This is a genomic window from Gordonia sp. WA4-43 (assembly GCF_020520305.1).
In the GTDB taxonomy this organism is placed as follows: Bacteria; Actinomycetota; Actinomycetes; order Mycobacteriales; family Mycobacteriaceae; genus Gordonia; species Gordonia hongkongensis.
In genome coordinates this window covers 4,523,393-4,544,764 of the sequence record NZ_CP084736.1, presented here as the reverse complement: position 1 = coordinate 4,544,764, position 21,372 = coordinate 4,523,393, and the positions used below count along the sequence as shown (strand labels likewise).

The following is a 21,372-nucleotide window of genomic DNA, read 5'->3' as shown; positions in this document are numbered from 1 at the left end:
CCCTTCGATCGTGCTGAGAGGGACGAACTTTTCGGCTACACCGATCACTACGACGCTTGCCTTCCCGACTCAAACGACTAACCTGAGACATTGACATCCTCCTTTTGTGGTTGGGATAACCAAGCCCCTACGACCACATCAGGAGGATGTCCCAGTTACCAGCCCTTCTACTGCTCCCTGAGGAGCGAGCTTGCGAGCGTCACGAAGGGTCTTGGTGAGTCTGGTTGCGAAGACCCTTCGTGACGCGCCCTGCGCAAGCTCCGGACGCTCCTCAGGGAGCGGGGGTTGGCCGCGCCCTCCGCAAGCTCCGGGCGCTCCTCAGGGAGCGGGGGTTGGCCGCGCCCTCCGCAAGCTCCGGACGCTCCTCAGGGAGCAGGGGGTTGACGCGCCCTCCGCAAGCTCCGGACGCTCCTCAGGGAGCAGGGGGTAGGTCGCTCTTTCGGACGAGGGAGCAGGAGTTATGGGCTTCTTTCGTATCAGGGAGCAGTGGCTCAGCACCCCCGTCGGGCTCGGGAGCATGGGTTATGCGCTTCTTTCGGATTAGAGCGGAGGGAACACCTCAGGTTGGAGCGTCCTCCTCGTCGGTCACCAGGTCGAGGCGTACGCCCAGGAGGCGGACCGGGCGGTCGATGTCGAACTTGGTGAGCAGGTCGGCGACCACCGACTCGAGTTGGGCGAAGTCGAGACTGGGCGCGGGGAGCTTCCTCGACTTGGTGCGGGTGTAGAACGTGGTGGTGCGGACGGTCACCGCGACCCGGAACGGCAGGCGTTCCTCGCCGACCACCTGATCGAGCAACTCGCGCAGGAGATCCGCGGCGGCGGTGCGCATCTCGGTGGCGTCGCTGAGGTCGGTCGCGAACGTGCGGGACTTGGAATGCGAACGCGCCAGCCAGGGTTCGGCGGTGATCGTCGAATCACCGCCGCCGCGGCAGAGGACGTACAGCCAATTGCCCTGGTGCGGACCGAAGGTGGCGATCAAGTCGTCGCGGGGAGTGGCGATCAGCTCGGTCACCGTCTCGACCCCGGCGGCGGCGAGCTTCGCCGACGTCTTCGGGCCGACGCTCCACAGGTCGCGGGTGGGCCTGTCCCCCATCAGTTCCAGCCAGTTGCGGTCGTCGAGCACGAACACGCGCGGCGCGTCGACACCGCTTCGCGCGCCGCCGGGCGGACGCTTGGCGAATCCGGTGGCCATCTTCGCGCGCTGCTTGTTGTCGCTGATCCCGACGCAGCTCGTGAGCCCGCACCGGTCGAGGATCTCCGAACGGATCCGTTCGGCCAGGTCGACGATGGCCGCGTCGTCGAAGGGGTCGACCTCCGCCCCGCGCGCGCTCACCCCGAGGTACGCCTCGTCCCAGCCCCAGACCTCGACCGGGTGACCGGTGGCCCGCAGGACGTCCATGACCTCGGCGGACGCCGCGTCGTAGGCGCCCATGTCGAGCGGCAGATACACCGCGTCGGGCAGCTTGCGGTGCGCCGCCCGCAACGGCATCCCCGCACGGACACCCACGTCGCGCGCCTCATACGACGCGCAGGTGACCACTTTGCGCGCCTCGGTCGGATCGCCGTTGCCGCCGACGATCACCGGCACCCCGACCAGTTCGGGGGCCCGCAGCCGCTCGACCGCGACCTGGAACTGGTCGAGATCGACGTGCAGGAGCCACCGATAGCGCTGCGAAACCGACGTGGTCACGACGCCCAGAGTAATCGCCGCGCGCCCGGTGGCCGATCAGATCAGCCGGCGATACAGATGTCGACCTCGCCCAGACCCATCGACCGGCACGAGGTGCGCAACGAGTGCGGGTTGTACCGCAGCACGGAGAGGGAACGGTCGGTGACGCCGCCGGCGTCGGCGAACGCGGTACTCGCAGCGGTGATGTGAGCGGCCAGCTCCGCACGGGTGGCCGGGTCGGACATCGCCACGGCGTGGGTCAGCACCTTCTCCAGGAGGGCGCGATCCCGATGCAGCGGCAGGGGCATGAGATTGAGTGCGGGCGAAGCGGTCCCACAGTTCGTCGGGTCGGTCAGCGCGTGCGCCGCGGCGAGCAGGTACGCGACGGCGACCGGCGCCGGACGCCGACCGTCGTGGTCGGCGTCGCGGTACGACCGCACCACCTTCGACGGCTCGACGTCCGTGGCGATCGGATCACCATCGGGACCACCGAGACCCAGGACGGCCAGCGCCTCGTCGTGCGGCGACGAGACCTGTTCGGCAGCAACGGCTTCGGTTCGCATCAGCCGAAGCCGCGCGATGATCGCCCGGTGCCGGTGCACCGCCGCGTCGACCTCACGCATCAGATCCGGCGTCACCCCGAAGTCCGCGGCACTCTCGGCCAGCGCCGCGTACCCGGTCAGGACGATCGACTCCTCGATGTCGATCGCCTCGCCGATCGCCGACGACGTGAGAAACGTGCGCGCACCGCGTCTCGATGTGCCCACAGACAGAACGCTGGTCAACGTCAACCCCTCCACTCAGACGACCGTCGACGACCTGTCGAACCATGACGATCGTGGACACCGACGAGGAGCGAGATCGGAGCCCCTCGAGTCGACCCCCTACGCCCCGGCACCCCCCACACGATGTCGGCCATCGGCGCAGTGCGAGGATACGCTGAGCTAGGATCGTTTGTGAGTCGAATGACTGAACACGCCGGTGCTGCGCCCGTTTCGGGACCAAAGGCCCTGTCCCGGCGAGCCCCCGGCAACGACCATGTAAGGGGCGACAGGCATCAGGAGGGGGACATGCTGCGATTCCTCGCCCGCGAACTCCACTGCTGGCGTGTGATGCACGCATCGTCGAATGGCCTGGTCCGCCGCGCCGACCGCCTGGAAACCGCGACACTCGTGATGTTGTGGATCGCAGCACTCGCCGGGCTCATGGTCGCCCTGACCGTCGGGGGCAACACCTATGCGGCGCACAAGGCGACGATCGAGCACCAGGGACCCCGACATTCAGTCAGCGCCACCATCATTCGCACGTCCGTCGAGGGCATCGGGGAACCACGCATCGGTGCACCGAGTGCCGGCGTCCCGGGCGTCGGTGTTCCGAGCGCCGACGTGCCGAACGCCGACGTGCCGAACAACAGCGGCCAGAACACCACCGACCACACCACCGTGGCGTGGCAGGACCCGAACGGTCACCGGCTCACTGCGTCCGTCGGCGCCGAGCCGCTCGACGCCGTCGGCCGGGTCCGGACCGTCTGGCTCGACGACACCGGCGCGGTGGTGGGCCCACCCGTGACCACGACGGACGCCGTGATGGAGGGCCTAATCGCCGGTGCCGGGGTGGTGATGCTCGTCGTGCTCGTCTGGTGGGGCTCGACCGTGCTCGTACGCCTCGTCGCCGACCGGCACCGGTCACGAGAGTGGGACGCCGCCTGGCGTCAGTTCGACATCGACAGCCATCCCTGACCGACGACCTGCGCGTCGGCGTGCGGGTCAGCCGCTGACGACCGCCCAGATGACGAACGCCACCCAGGCCACGGCGCCCAGGATGTTGATGACGAGCGCCGTCGTGGTGAGGGCATCGCGACGGCCACCGGCACGCGTGATGCCCACGACCGTGAGTACCAGGCCGACGATCGTACCCAGGCACAGCGGAAACCCGAGAATTCCCACGATGAGTCCCGCCAGCCCGAACGCATTCACCTTCCCCGATTCCGGAATCGGTTGCACCGAGCCGGGTTGCGAGATGTGGGCAGGTGGGGCGACGGGTTGTGGAGCGACGGGCTGCGGGGCGAGGGGTTGCGGGACGACGGGTTGCATCACAGGCCGCGCCGCCACCACTGATGTGCCGGCGGGCATCCGATGCAGCCGCGGCCACTGGTCCGGCCGCAGGTCCACCGGTCCGACGGCCGCGAACACCGCACCCGGTTGCACGGCGGCGCCCGACCGCAGGTCGAGGCCGTGCACCGTGCCCGCGACCGGTGCGTCGATCGTCACCCGTCCGGCCGGGGAATCGACGGTCGCGAGCGGTTCCCCCGCCCGTACGGGCTGGCCGTTGCGCACCGAAACGGCGGCGATCACCGAACCGCCGGGCAACGCGGGGAACGCGATTCGACGACCCGACGCGTCGACCGCCGGGCCCACGGTCCGCCGCGGATCGGTCTCGCGCCCGGCGTCGAAGCTGTTGGCCTCGGTCCCCGGGACGACGTTGGTCGAGCGGAGGAGCCCACCCTGCGCGACGACGACCTTCGGGTCGCCGATCCGGGCGACCCGGCCTACCGACGACAGCGCGGACTGCAACATCGGGATGCTGCTGGTCCCGCCCGTGACATAGACGATGACCGGCCCGCCCGGACCGGTACCCGCGGCGTCGGCCCGCGCGATCGCGTCCCGGGTCAGCTCGACGGCCCGCTCCACGAACGGTCCGATCATCGCCTCGAACTCGCGTCGTGTCAGCAGCAGCGTGTGCCGGGTGCCGGGCAGTTCGATGACGGCCTGCGCGGTGTCGGACAGCGCTTCCTTCGCCGTCCGCACCCGATCGGCCAGGGCGATCGCGGCGGCCGGGGATCGGAGCCGGCTCGGGAGGTCGGGGTCGAGTTCGGCGGCCTCGTCGTGCACCCAACGGATCATCCGGGCGTCTAGGTCCCGGCCGCCGAGGTGATTGTCGCCGCCCGACCCGGTGACGGTGAATCCCTCGGCGCCGTCGCGGACGAGGACCGCCACGTCGCACGTGCCGGCGCCGAAGTCGAAGACACACATCCGTTCGCCACCACTGACGTCGTGCCCGCGGTACACGTAGTACCAAGCGGCAGCGAGTGATTCGGAGGCGACACGCAGTGCGTCGGCGGGGATGCCGGCCCGCTGCGCCGCGCGCCGGAGGACGTTCTTGCGTCGCTCGCTCCAGCGGTCCGGATGGGTCAGCACGATCGAGTCGAACATCGGCAGTCCGCTGTGGCGCAACGCGGTCTGGTGCACGTGCCGCAGCACGGCGGCGATCAGATCCTCGACCGGCCAGAACCGGTCGCCGAGTTCGATCTCGCCGTCGTCGATACGCGACTTCGGGGTGTCCTCGAAGGCGTCGGGTGCCTGCAACCTCCGCTGCACCGCGTCGTGACCCACCACGACGGTTGTGTCAGCCGCGAACACCGCCGACGGCATCGCGGGTCCACCCGGGCCGAGCGGCACGATGACCGGCTCGCCGAACCCGACCCGGTACGCGGCCGCGGTGTTGCTGGTGCCGAAGTCGATACACAGTCGCCGCCTGCTCTCCTGCGCCACGTGGCCACCTCCTCAGGTGCAGATCGTTACACATGACAGCGGGTTTCATCCGGCGGGCGCTCGAAGTACCCGGGCGATCGACTTGCGCACGTTGTCGACCGCGATGATCTGGTTCCGGAGATCCTGCGCGATCTTCTCCCGCTCGGCCGCCGACTTCTTGGCATCGGCAGCGGCGTCGTTCAGGATCTTCGTCGACTCCGCGAGGAGCCGCTCGAGCAGTTCGTCGTAGGCGATCTGCAGGTCACCGCTGGCCTGCGCCTTGATCGACTGCAGCTGCGACCGGACGTCGGCCTTCATGTCGGCGACCGCCTTCGTCAGCCACTTGCGATGATTCTCCTTGCCGACCTTCGACGCCCGGAACCCGACGACGACGCCCGCCCACACCGGCACCGCCACCACGTTGACCACCGGGATGATCGCCAGCGGGCCGCCGGCGGCGACGATGGAGAGCAGGATCGGGTCGACCATGTTCTTCCACGGCGAGATCTTCTCCTGCTCACGGAGCTTGAGCTCGCCCGCGCTGCCGGCGATCTGCCCGACCAGCTCGTCGGAGATGGCGGCATCGGCGAACAGTGCGTCGGCGATCCGCTCGATCCCGGCCACGAACGAGGCGCTCACCTCGCGCGCGGCGGCCTCGAGGTCGACGGTCATCTGCGCGATCAGCTCCTGGCCCGCCCGGTGCGGTTCGTAGAAGCGCAACTTGTCGATACGCGTGGACCACTGGCCCAGCAGTTTGTCGAAGCGGTCGCGCATGAGGTCGTCGGTCTGCAGCGACGCCGCGGTGATGTCCTGCGTGAGTCGCGCCCGCCATTCCCGACGACGATCCTTGAGGCGCTGGAGCCGGTCGCGTTCGGCTTCGATGTCGGCTCGTTCGGCGGGAGTCGCGGTGGCGGCCTTCATCTCCAGGACCAGACGCGTGCGGACATCGTCGAGCCCGGCGAATGTCAGCTGCAGCGCGTTGCGCACCGGCGACGCGGCCCCGTCGCGGACCAGCGGTGTCAGGGCGTCGACGAGTTCGGGAACGCCCGACGCCGCGAGGGCCCGTTCGCGACGGTCGGGGTCGCCGATCGCCGCGGCCTGGGCGGCGATGCGGTTGGACACACCGATGATCGGGATGTGCGCGAATCGAGGTGCGTTGGCGCCGATCAACTTTCGGTTCTCGGCGACGATCGTCCGCCACTGCCGCATCACGAGGTCGGTCTTGGTGACCACCAGCACCACCGAGGCGACCCCTTCGCTGACACTGCGCAGGAAGTCGAGTTCGGGTGCGCTGAGCGGTGCGGTCGCGTCGCACACCATCACCAGCACCGACGCGCCGCGAGCCGCGCTGACCGCGGCCTCGACGTGTTCGGGGACCAGCGACCCGACGCCCGGTGTGTCGACGACGGTGACGCCGGGCAGCACCGTGGCGTCGACCCCCACCCGGGCCGAGACCGGCGGCACGAGAACGGAATCGATGGGCGTGCCGGGCGCGAGGCGTTCCGCCGGCACCCCGTCCGCGTGGCGTCCGCCGACGGTCACCCAGTCGGACAGTTCGGTCGCCGGGATGCGGTGGGCGGCACCGGGGAACTCGACGAGCGCGGTGCCGGCGGGCAGGTCGTCGGAGGCAGGGGTGAACCGGACGTACACCGAGGTGGTGATCTCGGCGTCGACGGGCGCGAGGTCGCCGACCCCGAGAAGCGTGTTGACCAGCGAGCTCTTGCCCCGGCTGACCTCGCCGATGACGACCACGGTCCCCTGCGGCGCCGGTCGGTCGCGGACGCGGGTCGCGCGGTCGGCGATGGCGTCCTCGCCGCGCTTGCGCAATGCGTCGATCGCCGAGCGCAGGACCGCCTCCGGCGTCGGCGTCGCACTCTTCGCCGGGGCCTTCTCGAGTCCCTTGGCCCCAGCCCCGGACATGGCGGCGGGTTCGCTGGAAGTCACCGTCTGCTCTCCTCGTTCACCCTGCGCTCCTCGTCGTCCATCACGTCAGTTGACCCACAGTCCGCGCCGGACGAGTTGGTAGGTCTGCTCGAGCACCAGCAACGCCTCCCGTTCGGCCGACGTCGCCGCGAAGGCGCGCCGCGACCGGCAGTCGGTGGCCCGCTGCCGCGCGGCGTCGGCGATCACCGGTGGTGCGGCATTCGGCGGCAACGACAACAGCACGCGCACATCGCGACTCGCGACGACGACGTTGAGCTCGCCGACCAGTTCGCTGTCGGGCTGCCACCGGGCGAGGGCCTCGAGCGCGGCGATCTCGCGGAGCCGGTGCAGCGCCGGGGACGTCTCGGCCTCGTCGATCGCCTCCAGGAAGACGTCGCGTCGCGGACTGCGGTAGGCCGACTCGCGCAGCGCGGCCAGCACCGTGCGGGCCTTGAGGATGTCGCCGACGGCCAGGAATCGTCGGCCGATGGCCAGCCGCAACTCGTCGATGCCCGAAACCCGGTGCAGCCATTCGCTGTACGCCCGTGCACCCTGCCGCGCGATCTCGCCCCCGACGTCCATCGCATAGGTGCCCACAAGTTGCTCGAGCCGGCCCAGTTCGTCGACGTCGATCCCCGGCGGCGCGGGCATCCCGCCGTCGAGGATGGTCAACAGCTCCCAGGACTCGAGCTGTCCGCGGCGCGAGATCTGGGCGGTCTCACGTTCGGTGACCCCGCAGACGCCCGCCTCGGCCATCAACCCGGACACCGCGACCACGGCGCCCGCGATCGCCGGGAAGCGTCGCCAGACCCGGCGAGCGATCTCCTGCGCCTTGAGCATCGGGTTGTCGGCGGCGATGAGGTCGGCCTGGGAGATCACCAGGATGGTGTTCTGCGCCGACGCACCGGCGTCGGCGAGGAAGGCGACCTCGTCGGCCTTCGGTCCCGCGGCGTCGTCGAGCAGGAAGAGTACGACGTCCGGCCGGGCCAGCCTGCTCTGGCCACCGAACACCCGCCGGGTCGCGATCTCGGCGGTGTCGGTGAAACCCGAGAGGCCGGGGGTGTCGATGACGCGGAAGCGCTCGCGCAGCAACCGGGAAGGGGTGTGGACGATCGCGTGGTCGATGTCCTCCGGTGGCCGGCCGAGGTCGCCGCGCATGGGTCCGGGGAGTTCGGTGACCGTGCCGTCGAGTCCGATGACCTCGACCCGCTGCGGGTTGCCCTCGGTGTAGAGGGCGGCGACGCGGGTGCACTCGGCGCGGTCGGTCGGGGCGACGCGGTCCCCGACGAGGGCGTTGAGCAGCGTCGACTTGCCGGAGCTGACGCGTCCGACGAGCGCGACGGTCAGCGGTTCGGCGAGTCGGGCCCGCAGGGCGGGAATCGTCGCCGGGTCCGGCGCCAGCAGGCCCACCTCGTCGAGCAACTGCTCCACGCGACCACGCACGGTCATGCGCTGTTCCACGAGATCTGACCTCCCGAGACTTCTTCCGATCCGGCGGGAACATTCCGGGCTCGGCGACACTCCTAGGTACGTGCCGAGAATTGTCCATCACTCCTCGGCGCCCGGCAGTCGACCGGATGACAGAGATACCTGCGGAGGCGAACGACCATGACCGACGACCTTGACGATGACAGCGGCTCCGGGGAGAGCGGCTTCGACGACTGGCTGCGCGACACCGACCCGCCCGGCGAGCTGAGCGTGCCCGAGGGCGCGTGGGAGACCGCCGTCGGAACCGCGTTCGACCCGTCGTACGAACTCGACACCGACCTGACCGCCGCACCCGGGCCGGATCCGGCGGACGAGGAGTTCGACGGCGAGGTGTCCGCGGAATCCGACCTCGCGGGTGACGATCCGATCGGTGGCGACTTCGGGGACGACTTCGAAGGCAGCTCCGACGACGTCTTCGGCGACGACGAGGATTCCGTCGTCGACCCGGTGGCGGACGGGACGTTCGATGACGACTTCTGAGCTGCGCGGCACCGAAAGTCGCGATGTGCTGCCATGGTCGGGGCACGGCCCTACGATGAGCGGGTGCAGTCGTTGATCGACGAATCCACCTCTGGCGCGGACCTCCTCGAACGCGCCCGCGCCGGCGATCAGGCGGCCTTCACCACGCTCGTCGAACAACATCGAGACCGGCTGTGGGCCATCTGTTTACGCATCACCGGCAATCAGCACGACGCCGAGGACGCCATGCAGGACGCGCTCGTCGCCGCATGGCGGGCGATCGGCAACTTCCGTGGTGACGCGCAACTGTCGACCTGGCTATACCGCATCGGGTCCAACGCGGCGCTCGCCCGGATCCGCAAACGCACCGACGCCGACGACATCGCCGACCACGACCCGATGAGCCATCTGGACGTCGCGGCGCAGGTCGTCGTGTCCGACCGGATCGCCGAGGCGTTGGCGCAGGTCCCCGACGCCTACCGGGCGACCTTCGTGCTGCGCGTCTACGGCGAGCTCAGCTACTCCGAGATCGCCGAGGCCCAGGGCATCGGCCTGCAGACCGTGCGCAGTCGCATCTCCCGCGCGCGGTCCCTCCTGTCGGAGTTGCTCGCCGATCTGCGCTGACGGGGGTACTCCCCGCGAATGATCCCGACGCGACTTCGAGGCCGTGGGGAACAAACCGGGGCAGACTCACCTCCAAGTAACCAGAAGCACTTCACAACCCCCCGGCACCACCGCGCCGAACCCCGAAAGGACCCACCATGAGCACCGAGATCCCCGCCGACGCCGTTCTCGTCGACACCGATGGCGACGGAGCCGTCGACGCCGCACTCACCGATGTCGACGGTGACGGCACCACCGACGCCATCCTCGACACCGACGGCGACGGCCAGGCCGACTCCATCGCCTACGACACCAATGCCGACGGCGAGATCGACATCATCGAAGCCGACACCGACGCCGACGGCCTCACCGACATCGCCGTCGCCGACACCGACGGCGACGGCACCTTCGACACCGCCGTCGACGACGAAGGCAACGTCGAGGTCGGCGACTTCGGCAGCATCGACGGCGGCGACGCCGTCTGACGTCTGACGTTTCCATAGCCCGGAGCCGCGCTGAGCGAGGCTCCGGGCTATAAAGCTGTGTGGGAACGATCGGCGGAATCGAGTTCGCGGTACCGGTCTGGGCGACGGCGACCGCGCTGGTACTGGTGCTGGTGGTCGCGTGGGTGTTCGGCGTCGTCGCCAGGTGGTTGCTGCGCCGACGCGCCCGCCTCGACGCGACGACGGCGATGGTGCTGTCGATCCTCGGCACCGCGCTCGGCCTCTACATCGCCGGCCTCGTCGACAAACACCTCCGGGTGTGGAGCGTGACGACGATCGTGTTGGGGCTGATCAGTTCGGTCGTCGCGGTCGGCGCGTACGGCCTGCTCGCGGCGCGGCTGCAACGGCAATCCAATGCCCCTGTCGCGCAACTGCTCTCCGACGGCGAATCCGATCGGCTCGAGTTCAAGTCGACCGCCCGGGTCAACCTGCGCAGCGGCGAGAAAGACCCGCGGATGGAGCAGGTGATCGTCAAGACGGTGTCGGCGTTTCTCAATTCCGACGGCGGCACCCTGCTCATCGGTGTCGCCGACGACGGCACACCGCTCGGTCTCGAACCCGACTTCGCCACACTGAAGGTGCCCGACGCCGACCGTTTCGAACTGTGGCTGCGCGATCTGCTGACCACCACTCTCGGCCAGAACACCGCGGCGGCCGTCGGCATCACCGTCGAATCGGTCGCGCGGCCCGACGGGTCGGGGGACGTCCCGGTCTGCCGGGTGACGTGCTCACCGTCCCCGCGGCCGGTCTATCTGCGGGCCGGGAAGAACGCCCCGCCCGAGTTCTGGGTGCGCGCGGGAAACTCCACCCGTCAACTCTCCGTCGACGCGGCCGCCGACTACGTCATGCACCGGTGGCCGCTCGGCGCCGGACGGGCGATCGCGGCCCAGGTGCGCGCCGCCATCCGGTTCTCGGCGGGGTGAGCCGAAGTCTCGTCCCCATGAGCGACCTCGAAGGGCACATTGCCCTCCCACGACACTCACGGGGACGACACTTTCCACACCCGGCCCGACGAAGCCTAGGAACCGGCCCGTCGCGCCTGGCCACGCCCAAAGCCGGCACGACTACCGCCTGTGACCACCCCGGAGCCACCCATATCCGCACCACGGTCCGGTTCTCTGCGGGGTGAGTCAAAGTCTCGTCCCCATGAGCGACCTCGAAGGGCATATTGCCCTCCCACGACTCTCACGGGGACAACACTTTCCACACCCGGCCCGATCTGACGAAACCACCGACCGGTTCCGTGCGTCAAAGCAGGTGTGACTTCGGATTGTGGCGTGTACTCGCTGAGAGAACTGACCGCGATGGGCTGGGCGCCCGATGCCATTGCGCAGGCGCGCAAGGCCGAGACCCTGACGTCGCTCCGATACGGCTGGGTGCGGACGTCCGCGGCGGACCCCCACGTCGTGTCCGCGGTGACGGCCGGAGGTGCGCTGTCCTGCATCAGCGCGCTGCGGTTCCATCAGCGGCGCGGCCTGCCGGATCTTTGGATACCGCCGGGCCACAACGAGACCCACGTTCGTCTCAGCAAACACGCGAAGTCCGCCACGAAGGCCAGCGGCCCGTTCCGGTGGTGCCAGGGCTTCGGCCGCCCGCTCCCCGTGACGACGGCCGTCGACCCGATCGCCGTGGCGGTCGGCTGCGCCGCACGGTGCCTTCCGGCCGAGGAGTGGATAGCGGTGGTCGACTCGGTCCTCAACGCCACCGACTTGACCATCCCGGACCTCCAGGCCGAGATGGGTCGTGTAACCCGTGCGGTCTCGGCGATGTTCGACCGATGTGATGCCCGTTCGCAATCCGGCACCGAGTCGCTCGTCCGGCTCCGGCTCATCGCCGCGGGATTCGACGTGGAGGTGCAACCGTCGATCGGCGACCGCGAACACGCTGATCTCCGCACGGGTTCGTTGCTCATCGAGTGCGACGGCGAGTCGTACCACTCCGACCGAGCCGCATTCCGCAACGACCGTCGGCGGGACCGGATGACCATGCTCGACCGCTGGATGACGATGCGCCTCACCTACGACGACGTGCTGTACGACTGGGAGGAGGTCCTCGAGGAGATCCGCGCGCTGACACGCCCCGACCGGCACCGCATCCGCCGACGGGGCGACCCTTCGTGACGGCCCTCCGCCAGCTCCGGGCGCTCCTCAGCTCAGGGAGCAGGGGGCAGGGCGTTCTTTCGGATTAGGGAGCAGAGGGAGGGCATCGCTTGCACCCCACACAGCAGCGGTTCTGAGGTTCTTTCGGATGCGGGCGAACGTCTCCGAATAAGGACCGTAACTGTCCGCATGCCCTGAGAAGCTGTTGTCACACCACAACCCCAGGAGGAACCGTGAACTGGACACTCGAACTCGTCATCCTGCCGGTCAGCGACGTCGACCGGGCGCGAGACTTCTACTCCAAGATCGGATTCAACGTCGACCACGATCACGTCGTGTCCGACGAGATCCGGTTCGTCCAGATGACCCCGCCCGGGTCGGCGTGTTCCATCGCCTTCGGCAAGGGACTGAGCGACGCGGAACCGGGATCGGTGAAGGGTCTGCAGGTCGTCGTCACCGACATCAACGAGGCCCGCGAGCAGCTGCTCGCGGCCGGCGTCGACCCCGGCGAGATCGACGAACAGGCGTGGGGCCACTTCGTGTACTTCGACGATCCGGACGGCAACCACTGGTCGGTGCAGTACATGCCGTACCGCCAGAACTGAGCCCAGGTGGCTACCGTGGGATATGCGCTCCCCCATCGACGACTACCTCGAACGCGTACTCCACGAATGCCGCGACGACGACGGCGGTGAGGTCGCGACCGGCAATCGTGAACTCGAGCAGGCGGATCCGTCGTCGTTCGGTATCGCGTTGGCCACCATCGACGGCACCGTGTACACCGCCGGCGACGCCGACCACGAATTCTCCATCCAGTCCATCGGCAAGGTACCGGCCTACGCGCTCGCCCTGCGCGACCGCGGGCTCGACGCCGTACTCGAACGCGTCGACACCGAACCGTCCGGCGACGCCTTCAACGAGATCTCGCTCGAGGCCGAGACCGGCCGGCCGCGCAACGCGCTGATCAACGCGGGCGCCGTCGCCGTGCACGGGATGATCAACGGCGCGGATCCCAACGAACGCGTCGACCGCGTCATCGACCTCGTCAGCACTCTCGCCGGACGCGAGGTCTCGGTCGACAAGGAGGTCCACCGCGCCGAACTCGCCTCCGACGACCACAACACCGCGCTGGCCTACCTGCTGCGCTCGGCGGGCAAGCTCGACTGCGAACCCGACGAGGTCGTCGACGGGTACGCAGCCCAGTGTTCGATCCGGGTCTCCTGCCGCGACCTCGCCGTCATGGGGTCGGTACTCGCCAACGGCGGACTGTCGACCGGCGACGACGAGCGCCTCCTGGAAGGCTGGATCACCCGGCACGTCCTGTCGGTCATGGCCACGTGCGGCATGTACGACGGCAGCGGCAGCTGGATGGCGACGGTCGGAATCCCCGCGAAAAGCGGTGTCAGCGGCGCGATCCTGGGCGTATTGCCCGGCCAGGTAGGGCTCGCGGTGTGGTCGCCGCAGCTCGACAGACAGGGCAACAGCGTACGCGGCGTCGCCGTTTTCGAACGGCTGTCGCGCGACATGGAACTGCACATGATGCACGTGGCCCCCACCGGTCGGCCCGCGCTGCGATCGGTGACCGAACACGACGGCACTACAGTCGTCGAGCTGCAGGGCGACGTGCGCTTCGCGGGTGCGGAAATCCTCGCCAACCGTGCGTGCGAGGGGTTCGGCACCGACGCCGTCGTCCTCGATCTGACCCATGTCCGCGTGATGGACGACGCCGCCCGACGACTGATCGGCGAGGTGGCCCGCCGCCTCGGAGACGACTACGACGTCCGCATAGAAGACCCCGATGACATTTTCGACGACGCTTCGGCTGACGACGACTTCTCTGATGGCGACGACACCCCGGACAGCGACGACACCCCGACCGTCGGAGACTCCTAGAGATCTCGGGACGAGTCCTGGCCCGGGGCAGTCAGCTCGCGGCGCTTCGCCAGCGGCGGCACGCCGAACCAGCGTCGGCAACTGCGGGTCAGCGTGCTCTGCTCGGAGTATCCGATCTGCCGCGCCACCGCCGCCAGCGGGACACCCCGATTCGACAGCAGTGAGACGGCGAGGTCGCGGCGCGCGTCGTCGACGAGTTGCTCGAACGTCGCGCCCTCGTCGGCCAGACCCCGCTGCACCGCACGCGGGTGCATCATCAGCAGCTTCGACACCGCCTCCAGCGTGGCCGCCCCCGCCGGCAGGGCGCGCACGATCAGCGCCGAGACCGCCTCGCCGAAGGCCCTCTCGCGATCGTGTCCGGTCATGAACCGGATGGCCACGTCGTAGGCCAGGGGGTCGACCCGCCGCAACGTCTGTTGCATCACCCCGCGGGGAAAGACCACCAGGTTGGCCGGCGCCTCGAACTCGACCGGGCAACCGAAATAGTAGGTGTAGACGCGCGGCTCGGACATCGGCGGGTGCGCCAAGGTGATCCGGTTCGCGCGGAAGCCGTGGCCCAGCGTCATCGCGAACGTCGACCGGGTGACGCCCATCGCGAGTTCGACGACGTGCGGCCGGTACGGCACACGCTGCAGCACGGTATCTAACTCGTAGGCGACCTCCCGCTCGCCGTAGTGCATCTGGGCGGTGATGGCCGGGCTGTACACGTGCGCGAAGGCCGAGACCTGTCGAAACGAGTCGCCGACGGTCTCGGCGTTGCGGGCCGCGATCGCGACCGGGCCGAGGATGTCGGGGTCCTGCCGGGCGGCGAGGCGCAGCCCGAAGTCGGGGACGTCGAACTCGGCCGCGCACAAACCGATGACCGTCGACAGAGCGGTGAACGGGACGAACCGGTCGTACGCGCCGACGACGGCCGGGTCGATGCCGACGCGGCCGAGGATCGCGCGGGCATCTCCATCGTGTTCGGCAATCAGCTCGGGTAACTGACTGAGCGAGGATGCGCAGATCAGGTCGGCCATGGCATCAACTGTCAAGAAGTCGTCATGAGATGTCAAGAAATCCGACCTGGGTGGGAGTGATCATGGACACACGCCGCCGACCGTTCGACGGCCGACACACTCAGCGAGGAGTACCCATGACCACCATCGACACCATCCGCAAGAGTTTCTTCATCGACGGCGGCTGGCGCGCGCCGGCCGGTTCGGCGACGATCCCGGTCATCTCCCCGCTCACCGAGGAGCAGTTCGGCTCGGTACCCGAAGCCACCACCGCCGACGTCGACGCGGCCGTCGAGGCCGCCCGCACCGCGTTCCGGTCGTCGGGCTGGCGCGAGGAGTCCCCTGCCGACCGTGCCGCACACCTGCGCCGGTTCGCCGACGAGCTCGACAAACGCGCCGAGGACCGCGCGTCGGCGGTGACGTCCGAGAACGGCATGCCGATCGCGCTGGCGCGGTTCGCCGAGGGCGCCGCGCCGGTCCAGCTGCTGCGCTATTACGCCGACCTCGTCGAGGCCACCCCGGTGGGGAGACGCGTACCAGCCAGCCGTTGCCCGGCTCGACAATCGTGCGCCGCGAGGCCATCGGCGTCGTCGGAGCCATCGCACCGTGGAACTTCCCCGCGATCCTCTCGATGTTCAAGATCGCGCCCGCGCTGGCCGCCGGCTGCACCGTGGTTCTCAAGCCATCCCCCGAGACGAGCCTCGACGCCTACGTCCTCGCCGAGGCGGCCATCGCCGCCGACCTGCCCGCCGGTGTCCTCAACATCGTCAACGGCGGCAGCGAGATCGGCCGTCACCTGGTGTCGCACCCGCACGTCGACAAGGTCGCGTTCACCGGCTCGACCCCGGCCGGCCGCGAGATCGGCCGCGTCTGTGGCGAACTCATCCGTCCGGTGACCCTCGAACTCGGCGGCAAGTCCGCAGCGCTGGTGCTCGACGACGCCGATCTCGAGCAGACCGTCGGCGGACTCGCCACCGCCTCGCTGCTCAACACCGGCCAGACCTGCTACATGTCCACCCGAATCCTGGTGCCAGGCAGCCGTTATGACGAGTACCTCGATGCGATCAGCGCGATGTGCGCGTCGCTGCCGGTCGGCGACCCGATGGACGAGAACGTCGCGGTCGGTCCGCTCGCCAGCGGCCGGCACCGGGATCGGGTGCTGTCGCTGATCGAACGCGGCCGCACCGAGGGTGGCACGGTCACCACCGGTGGCGGGACGCCGTCGGGGGTCGACCGCGGGTTCTTCGTCGAACCAACCGTTTTCACCGGCATCGACAACTCGGCCACCATCGCCCGCGAAGAGGTCTTCGGTCCCGTCCTCACCGTGCTGCGCTACGACGACGTCGACGACGCCATCGCGCTCGCCAACGATTCGTCGTACGGGCTCGGCGGAACGGTGTGGACCTCCGACCCCGATCGCGGCGTCGACGTCGCCCGTCGCGTCGAGACCGGCTCGTTCGGCGTCAACTACTTCAACCTCGACTGGGGTTCGCCCTTCGGTGGCGTCAAGGCCAGCGGCATCGGCCGCGAGCTCGGCCCCGAGGGCCTGGCCGCCTACCAGAACCTCAAGTCGATCTTCCTGCCCGCCTGACACCCGTCTCGTCCATTCACACTCGTACACAACATATTCCAAGGAGGCGATCGGCCATGTCCGATGCTGGAGTCACTGCTGCCAAGGCACTGGTGAACGACACCCTCGCCCTGCTCGACCGGCTCACGCCCGCCCACTGGGCGGCCGACAGCGCCTGCCACGGCTGGCGCGTCCACGACGTCGTCACCCACATGGGCTTCTTCTTCAACTTCATCGCCGACCCCGACCTGGTCTTCCCCGACAATCCGAGCGGAAAGTCCGAGCGACTCAACGACGCCGCGGTACGCGAGCGGGCCGACTGGTCGTCGGAACAGGCTGTCGAGTATTACCGCGCGCAGTCCGAGGCCGGCCTCGCGACCCTGGCCGCATTGCAGGGCGAGGACCTTCGTGACCAGCCGCTGGACATGCTCGACCTGGGCACCTACCGGCTGCGCCAGCTCAGCGACGCCGTCGCCTTCGACCACCTCGTGCATCTCACCAGCGACCTGATGCAGCCGTTCGGACCGCTGGACGCCGCCGAGGTGTCAGTGAGCGCGGCCATCGATCCCGCCATCGACTGGATGATCGCCGGCCTGCCCCAGATGAACGGTGCGGCACTGTATCCCACACTCGAGAGCCCGATCGGCCTGCGGCTCACCGGCGCGACGGACCGCTCGTTCGTCATCGACCGCGACACCGCGGGCGCGATCGTCACCGTGCGCGAGACCGCCGACCTGCCGGCCGATGTCGCCACCTCCTCGGCCACCGACTTCCTGCGCTGGGGCACCACCCGCAGCGCCTGGCGGTCGGCGGTCACCGTCAGCGGCGACCGGCAGCGCGTCGCAGGCGTCCTCGACGCCGTCGACATCGTCTGAACTCACTCATCGCCAGACGCATCCACGTCAATTCGTCTCACCCAGAACAGAAACGGAGTACCCCCATGTCCGAGTACCTGAAGGACAAGGTCATCGTCATCACCGGCGCCGGTAGCGGCTTCGGCAAGCTGATCGCGGAGAAGACCGCGGCCGCCGGCGCGCACGTCGTCGGAGTCGACGTCAACGCCGACAACGTCAACGCCGTCGTCGAGGGCATCCGCGCGGCCGGTGGTTCGGCGCTCGCCCAGGTCGCCGACGTCACCGACATGGAGCAGGTCGCCGCGGCGGCGAAGGCCACCGTGGAGCAGTTCGGCGCCATCGACGTCCTCGTCAACAACGCCGGTGTCATGCCGCTCGCCTACTTCGCCGACCACGCCCGCGCCTGGCAGAAGTGGCACGCCGCCATCGACATCAACATCAAGGGCGTCGTCAACGGCATCTCCGCGGTCTACGACCAGATGATCGCGCAGGGTCGCGGCCAGGTCGTCAACATCTCGTCGATCTACGGCAATGCCGGCATCGAGGGTTCGGGCGTGTACAGCGCGACCAAGGCCGCGGTCACCACCATCTCGGACTCATTGCGCATCGAGGCCAAGGGCAAGATCAAGGTCACCACCGTCAAGCCGACCGGCATCACCGGCACCAACCTCGCCAGCTGGATCGTCAACGACACCGCGATCATGGGCCTCGTCGGCCAGCGCGGCGCCTCCTACGGCGAGCACGTCACGGCCCTCATGAACGACGACCTGCCCGCCGAACTCACCGACGTCGACTCCATCAAGTACTGGCTGATCAAGCCCGAGGATCTCGCCGACGCCGTCGTCCACGTCATCGACCAGCCGTGGGGCATCAGCCTTTCCGACGTGACCGTGCGTGCCAGCGGCGAGGACTACCTGTACTGATCGACCGGTTCGACCCGCTAGGAGCTTTCTGATGTACCCCGGAGCCCACCTCTCCACCCGACCCAACGATCCCGCGGTCCTCATGGCCGACTCTGGTGAAACGGTCACCTTCACCCAGTCGGAGACCCGGTCGATCCAGGTCGCCCGAGCCCTGGCCGACCGCGGCCTGCGGCCCGGCGACCACCTCGCGGTGCTCGCCACCAACACCGCGCGGATCTTCGACATCTATTGGGCGGCAATGCGGTCGGGCCTCTACCTGAGCATGGTGAACTGGCACCTCACCGCCGCCGAGAGCGCCTACATCGTGACCGACTGCGGCGCGAAGGCTCTCATCGTCGACGCCGCTCTCGCCGACCTCGGCGCCGAGCTGGTCCCGCTCACCCCCGGCGTCGAGACACGTTTCGCCTACTCCGGCCGGATCGAGGGTCACGAGGACCTCGACGCCGCCGCGGCGACGCAGTCGACCGAACCGCTCGCCGACCAGCCGCGAGGCGCGGACATGCTCTACTCGTCCGGCACCACCGGACGACCGAAGGGCATCAAACCCGAACTGCCGAACCGGCAGGTCGACGAGCCCGGCGACACCATGATCGCGATGAACCAGTCCGTGTGGGGCGTCGGTCCCGACACCGTCTACCTGTCGCCGGCACCGCTGTATCACGCTGCGCCGCTTCGCACCTGCGCCTCGGTGCAGGCGCTTGGCGGCACGGTGGTGGTGATGGAGCGGTTCGACGCGGAACGGGCGCTGGCCCTCATCGAGGAACACCGCGTCACCTATAGCCAGTGGGTGCCGACGATGTTCGTGCGCATGCTCCGACTTCCCGAGGAGGTGCGGGCCCGGTACGACACGTCGAGCCTGAAGGTCGCGGTGCACGCCGCCGCGCCGTGTCCCGTCGACGTCAAACGGGCCATGATCAACTGGTGGGGTCCGATCCTGTCCGAGTACTACTCGTCCACCGAGCTCAACGGTCTCACCATCGTCGACACCCCGGAGTGGCTGGAGTACCCGGGCACGGTGGGGCGCGCCGTCCTCGGCACGATCCGGGTCTGCGATCCCGAGGGCACCGAGGTGCCGCCGGGAACGATCGGCACGATCTACTTCGAGCGCGACCGGCTGCCGTTCGAGTACCACAATGACCCCGAGAAGACCAGTGGCGCACAGCATCCCGAGCATCCGACATGGACGACCACCGGCGATGTCGGTTACGTCGACGACGAGGGCCACCTGTTCCTCACCGACCGCGACTCGTTCCTGATCATCTCCGGCGGGGTGAACATCTACCCGCGGGAGATCGAGGATGCACTCCTCGCCCACCCGTCGGTGCTCGACGCCGCGGTCATCGGCGTACCCGACCCCGATCTCGGCGAGCGGGTGACGGCGGTCGTGCAACCGGTCTCGGGGCAGGACGCCGGCGACGAGCTCGCCGATGCATTGTTGGATCACCTCCGACCGCGGATCGCGAAGTTCAAGCTGCCCCGTGAGGTCATCTTCCGAGACACCCTGCCGCGCACGCCGACCGGGAAGTTGGTCAAGCGCAAGCTGTGACCCTTCGAGGCAGGGAGCGGACGCGGGCGTCCGACATTCATGCTCCCTGAGGTGCGAGCAAAGCGAGCCACGAAGGGGCTCGCAAGGTCCCTCACCAGGCCCTTCGTGGCTCGTCGACCTCGACGCGCTCCTTCGTCGCCTGCTCGGCCCGGCGGCTTGCGCTCCTCGCACCTCAGGGAGCATGGGTTATGCGGTTCTTCGGATTGGGGAGGGGTGGGGGGGTCGCTTTCGCTCCTCTGCACCACAGGGAGCGGAGGCCGGAGGGGGTCGCGCTCCCTGAAACCGCGCACCGTGGCGTCCGGCCGGTCCTAGACTTGCCGGATGTCGGGAGGATTGTTCCGCTGGTGCATCGCGGTTGTTGCCGCGATCGTGGTGTTCGTCGGTGTGACACCGTCGGCAGTGACAGCAGCGCCGGCGGCCGTGTCGTCGTCCGACATCGCCACCGAATGTGCGGGCAAGCCCGTCCGGGTCGCGGTCCGGTGGTACTTCCCGCCCGGTGAACCCTCGGCGATCGTGTGGTTGCAGCACGGCTTCTCCCGTACTGCGGCCAATCTCGACTCCGTGGCCCGCGCGTATGCGAAATCCGGGTTCCTCGTCGTGAGCCCGACGCTGGACTCGGTCAACCTCGGCGGGTGTGCCGTCGCCTACAACATCGCCGACAACGCGGCGTTCGCGCGGACCATCGGCGGGGTCTTCGGTTCCGGCCGGGACACCGGCAGTCCGCTCGCGACAAGCCTTCGCGAGGCCCGTGATTCCGCCCACCGCCCCGACGTGACGATGCCGTACCGAATGATCTTCTCCGGACACTCGGCCGGCGGCGAGTTCGTCGTCGTGGCGGCCGACGCACTCCGCCGCGCCGACCCCGTCGCCTACCGGCGCCTCGCCGGCCTCATGCTGTTCGATCCGGTCAACTCGTTCTTCGGGGTCAACTTCGCCACCGCCGCAGCATCTCTCGCCGCCGCCGGGCTACCGATCCGGGTCATCGCGTCGCAACCGTCGGTATCCAACAACTTCGGGCAAGGCGTGTCCGTCCTCCAGGAGACAACGCGGCAGGAGTTTCTCGGCTCGCGCCTGGTGACCGGAATCCACATCGACGCCGAAGGCGAGTCGACCGATCTGATCGGCGAACTGTCCGAGCTTGCGGTGCCGCGTCCCCGCAACGGACGGGTCATCCGCGCACTCGCCACTGGCTGGTCGTCGGACATGGTGGCCGACACCGCGACCCCGACCTACTACCCCGGCGGCCGTTACTACGACCTGCTGCTCGAAACCCGCACCGTCACAACACTTCCCGTTCCCTAGAAACGACGCGGC

General features: G+C 68.9%; 18 protein-coding genes and 1 pseudogene. 13 read left to right on the top strand and 6 right to left on the bottom strand.

Annotated features, from left to right (window positions below):
• Window positions 1-559 precede the first annotated feature (559 nt).
• Together LEL84_RS20550 and LEL84_RS20545 are read right to left on the bottom strand one after the other, a co-directional pair.
• A complete protein-coding gene (locus LEL84_RS20550) occupies window positions 560-1,690 on the bottom strand; it encodes a DNA polymerase IV (protein ID WP_226512643.1) in 1,131 nt (376 codons plus the stop codon).
• Window positions 1,691-1,731: 41 nt separating this feature from the next.
• Window positions 1,732-2,436, bottom strand: a complete 705-nt coding sequence (locus LEL84_RS20545) for a hypothetical protein (RefSeq protein ID WP_226512642.1) — start codon at window positions 2,434-2,436, stop codon at window positions 1,732-1,734.
• 303 nt (window positions 2,437-2,739) lie between these two features.
• Here LEL84_RS20545 and LEL84_RS20540 point away from each other — a divergent pair, with 303 nt between their 5' ends.
• A complete protein-coding gene (locus LEL84_RS20540) occupies window positions 2,740-3,408 on the top strand; it encodes a hypothetical protein (protein ID WP_226512641.1) in 669 nt (222 codons plus the stop codon).
• 27 nt (window positions 3,409-3,435) lie between these two features.
• Here the strand turns inward: LEL84_RS20540 and LEL84_RS20535 are convergent, their stop codons facing one another.
• The 3 genes from LEL84_RS20535 to LEL84_RS20525 all read right to left on the bottom strand — a co-directional run bounded on the left by LEL84_RS20535 (window position 3,436) and on the right by LEL84_RS20525 (window position 8,571).
• A complete protein-coding gene (locus LEL84_RS20535; RefSeq protein ID WP_226512640.1) occupies window positions 3,436-5,220 on the bottom strand; it encodes an Hsp70 family protein in 1,785 nt (594 codons plus the stop codon).
• 45 nt (window positions 5,221-5,265) lie between these two features.
• Window positions 5,266-7,119 (bottom strand): dynamin family protein, encoded by a 1,854-nt coding sequence (locus tag LEL84_RS20530; RefSeq protein ID WP_226514372.1) that lies wholly within the window; start codon window positions 7,117-7,119, stop codon window positions 5,266-5,268.
• Between the two features lie 69 nt (window positions 7,120-7,188).
• Complete coding sequence (locus LEL84_RS20525) at window positions 7,189-8,571, bottom strand: dynamin family protein (RefSeq protein ID WP_226512639.1); 1,383 nt, start codon at window positions 8,569-8,571, stop codon at window positions 7,189-7,191.
• A gap of 159 nt (window positions 8,572-8,730) precedes the next feature.
• On the opposite strand from LEL84_RS20525, the gene LEL84_RS20520 reads away from it, so the two are divergent.
• The 7 genes from LEL84_RS20520 (at window position 8,731) to glsA (ending at window position 14,167) form a co-directional block, all read left to right on the top strand.
• Window positions 8,731-9,090, top strand: a complete 360-nt coding sequence (locus LEL84_RS20520; protein ID WP_226512638.1) for a hypothetical protein — start codon at window positions 8,731-8,733, stop codon at window positions 9,088-9,090.
• 63 nt (window positions 9,091-9,153) lie between these two features.
• Entirely contained in the window at window positions 9,154-9,693 is a 540-nt protein-coding gene (locus LEL84_RS20515; RefSeq protein ID WP_068970782.1) for an RNA polymerase sigma factor, read from the top strand.
• A 137-nt stretch (window positions 9,694-9,830) separates the two neighbouring features.
• Window positions 9,831-10,157, top strand: coding sequence for a hypothetical protein (locus tag LEL84_RS20510; protein WP_058251199.1), 327 nt, complete (start codon window positions 9,831-9,833; stop codon window positions 10,155-10,157).
• A gap of 59 nt (window positions 10,158-10,216) precedes the next feature.
• A complete protein-coding gene (locus LEL84_RS20505) occupies window positions 10,217-11,098 on the top strand; it encodes a helix-turn-helix domain-containing protein (protein ID WP_226512637.1) in 882 nt (293 codons plus the stop codon).
• 381 nt (window positions 11,099-11,479) lie between these two features.
• On the top strand, window positions 11,480-12,295 hold the full coding sequence (locus tag LEL84_RS20500) for an endonuclease domain-containing protein (protein WP_396266600.1): 816 nt from the start codon (window positions 11,480-11,482) through the stop codon (window positions 12,293-12,295).
• Window positions 12,296-12,507: 212 nt separating this feature from the next.
• The gene (locus tag LEL84_RS20495) at window positions 12,508-12,879 is read left to right on the top strand and encodes a glyoxalase superfamily protein (RefSeq protein WP_058253291.1); all 372 of its coding nucleotides are present in this window, start codon (window positions 12,508-12,510) and stop codon (window positions 12,877-12,879) included.
• A gap of 22 nt (window positions 12,880-12,901) precedes the next feature.
• The gene (gene glsA / locus LEL84_RS20490) at window positions 12,902-14,167 is read left to right on the top strand and encodes a glutaminase A (protein WP_226512635.1); all 1,266 of its coding nucleotides are present in this window, start codon (window positions 12,902-12,904) and stop codon (window positions 14,165-14,167) included.
• Here glsA and LEL84_RS20485 read toward each other — a convergent pair.
• The gene (locus tag LEL84_RS20485) at window positions 14,164-15,186 is read right to left on the bottom strand and encodes an AraC family transcriptional regulator (protein WP_226512634.1); all 1,023 of its coding nucleotides are present in this window, start codon (window positions 15,184-15,186) and stop codon (window positions 14,164-14,166) included. The genes glsA and LEL84_RS20485 overlap by 4 nt on opposite strands.
• 116 nt (window positions 15,187-15,302) lie before the next feature.
• On the opposite strand from LEL84_RS20485, the pseudogene LEL84_RS20480 reads away from it, so the two are divergent.
• From LEL84_RS20480 to LEL84_RS20460, 5 genes and pseudogenes are all read left to right on the top strand, one after another.
• Window positions 15,303-16,756, top strand: a pseudogene (locus LEL84_RS20480) (aldehyde dehydrogenase).
• Between the two features lie 56 nt (window positions 16,757-16,812).
• A complete protein-coding gene (locus LEL84_RS20475; protein ID WP_226512633.1) occupies window positions 16,813-17,610 on the top strand; it encodes a maleylpyruvate isomerase N-terminal domain-containing protein in 798 nt (265 codons plus the stop codon).
• Between the two features lie 65 nt (window positions 17,611-17,675).
• Window positions 17,676-18,512, top strand: a complete 837-nt coding sequence (locus tag LEL84_RS20470) for an SDR family oxidoreductase (RefSeq protein WP_226512632.1) — start codon at window positions 17,676-17,678, stop codon at window positions 18,510-18,512.
• 31 nt (window positions 18,513-18,543) lie between these two features.
• Window positions 18,544-20,058 (top strand): acyl-CoA synthetase, encoded by a 1,515-nt coding sequence (locus tag LEL84_RS20465; RefSeq protein WP_205334027.1) that lies wholly within the window; start codon window positions 18,544-18,546, stop codon window positions 20,056-20,058.
• 321 nt (window positions 20,059-20,379) lie between these two features.
• Window positions 20,380-21,360, top strand: a complete 981-nt coding sequence (locus LEL84_RS20460; RefSeq protein ID WP_165630493.1) for an alpha/beta hydrolase — start codon at window positions 20,380-20,382, stop codon at window positions 21,358-21,360.
• The last annotated feature ends 12 nt before the right edge of the window (window positions 21,361-21,372 follow it).